General features: G+C 71.9%; 1 protein-coding gene and 1 tRNA gene. One reads left to right on the top strand and one right to left on the bottom strand.

What is annotated here, in order from left to right; all coding sequences use genetic code 11:
* Positions 1-91: 91 nt before the first annotated feature.
* The gene (locus ACFP1K_RS41035) at positions 92-394 is read right to left on the bottom strand and encodes a YtxH domain-containing protein (protein ID WP_380764008.1); all 303 of its coding nucleotides are present in this window, start codon (positions 392-394) and stop codon (positions 92-94) included.
* Positions 395-622: 228 nt separating this feature from the next.
* Between ACFP1K_RS41035 and ACFP1K_RS41030 the strand changes: the two genes are divergently transcribed.
* Positions 623-698, top strand: a tRNA-Asn gene (locus tag ACFP1K_RS41030).
* Positions 699-1,678 lie beyond the last annotated feature (980 nt).

Here is a 1,678-nt window from a genome sequence, read left to right as displayed (position 1 = left end):
GTGAGGGGCAGGGGGGTTGTGGGGGTGGGGTTATGGGAGCGGCCCGCGTGAGGGGAGCTCGCGCGGGCCGCGGATTATTGGGGATGGGGGATTAGGTGATGCGGTTCATCTCCCGTTCCGGCCATCCTGTTCCGGTGTCCTCCGGGGTGGCGTTCCAGCCGTTCCGGTGGAGGAAGGGCACTCGGTCGCCTAGTACGTCGCCCAGCTTGTGACGGGTGGCTTCCGCCGCCTTGGTCGCCTGGGCTCCGGCCAGGCCGGCGGCCTGCTGGACCATGGGGTTGTCTGAAACCCGCTGGGCCAGCCGTTTGATCTGCTCGTACCGTTCCCGGCCCGCCCGGCTGCCGAGCACATAGCCGACCGCCAATCCAACGGTGAACGTCAATCTGTATCGCATCCTTCACCTCCATGTGCCGCTGCCGGCATCCCCCGCTCACCGCCTCCCCTACCCTGAGCGCGTGGGGTTATGGTTCCAAGTGCAGGCTGTTTGCAGGCGAAGAGGGTTTTGCCTCGTTTCGCGGAGGCGCTGGGCGGTCCGGGTGCGACACGCACCCTCCGGAATGCGCTAATCTAGTTCCGCGTCGAACGGTAGGGTCACCGCCCTCCCGCCACGGCGCGAACACGATCCCGTGTAGCTCAATCGGCAGAGCAGCCGGCTGTTAACCGGCAGGTTATAGGTTCGAGTCCTATCGCGGGAGCCACGCGCACGACAGCCCCGGGGGTCCGCCCCCGGGGCTTCTTCGTCTCCGATACCACCCCGTCTTGGTGGTATGGCGGGACAAATCAGGGTCGATGGCTCAAGATGTGGATCTGCCGTGCTTCGTGGCACCGCGCGTCCGTCTGGTCGCCAGGCGTCACCTGTGGCCACCCGCGAGGCCCGGCGCCGCGGATCGTGCGCAGCGGGGGAGAGGCCGCTGCCCTTCGGGGTGCCCGCCACCGCCCGGAAACGGTGACGACACCCGGTGAGAGCGGTAGTCCCATGCTGGCGTGGCTGAGATCCCGATTCGCCCCGCGTCCCCTTCCGGCTGCCCGTACCGCCCCGGCTTGCCCGGCGGGTGAGTCCGCGCGCCCCTCAGGCGGCGTTCCAGGAGGGCCGCCCTCGGGCGCCGTCTCGGAAGACCTTTCCGTGGGCGGCGTCACGGGGGAGCCCTCGTCGGGCTGTCTCCTGGAGGAGCCCTCCTCGGGCGGCATGCCGGGAGAGCCCCCCGTGGGGGGCGCGCGGGGAGGACCCTCCTCGGGGGGTGTGCCGGGAGAGCCCCCCGTGGGGGGCGCGCGGGGAGGACCCTCCTCGGGGGGTGTGCCGGGAGAGGCCCCCTTGGGCGACGTGCGGGGAGAGCCCTCCCCGGGCGGCGTGCCGGGAGAGCTCCCCTTGGGGGGCGTACGGGGAGGGCCCTCCTCGGGGGGTGTGCCGGGAGAGTCCCCCTTGGGCGGCGTGCGGGGAGAGTCCTCCTTGGGCGGCGTGCCGGGAGAGTCCCCCGTCGGGGGCGTACGGGGAGGGCCCTCCCCGAGGGGTGTGCGGGTAGAGCCTGCCTCGGGTGGTGTGCGGGTAGAGCCTGCCTCGGGTGGTGTGCGGGTAGGGCCCGCCTCGGGCGGTGTACGGGGAGAGTCCTCCCCGGGCGGCGTGCCGGGAGAGGCTCCCTTGGGGGGTGTGCCCGGGGAAAGCGGGGGTGTGGTGCCGGGG

The sequence above is a fragment of the Sphaerisporangium aureirubrum genome (assembly GCF_042658925.1).
GTDB classification, from domain to species: domain Bacteria; phylum Actinomycetota; class Actinomycetes; order Streptosporangiales; family Streptosporangiaceae; genus Sphaerisporangium; species Sphaerisporangium aureirubrum.
This window is presented reverse-complemented; position numbering and strand designations above follow the sequence as displayed.

What these genes read in the sequence shown, in the direction of transcription:
- ACFP1K_RS41035 (WP_380764008.1), bottom strand. Translation starts at nt 394, where the DNA reads ATGCGATACAGATTGACGTTCACCGTTGGATTGGCGGTCGGCTATGTG.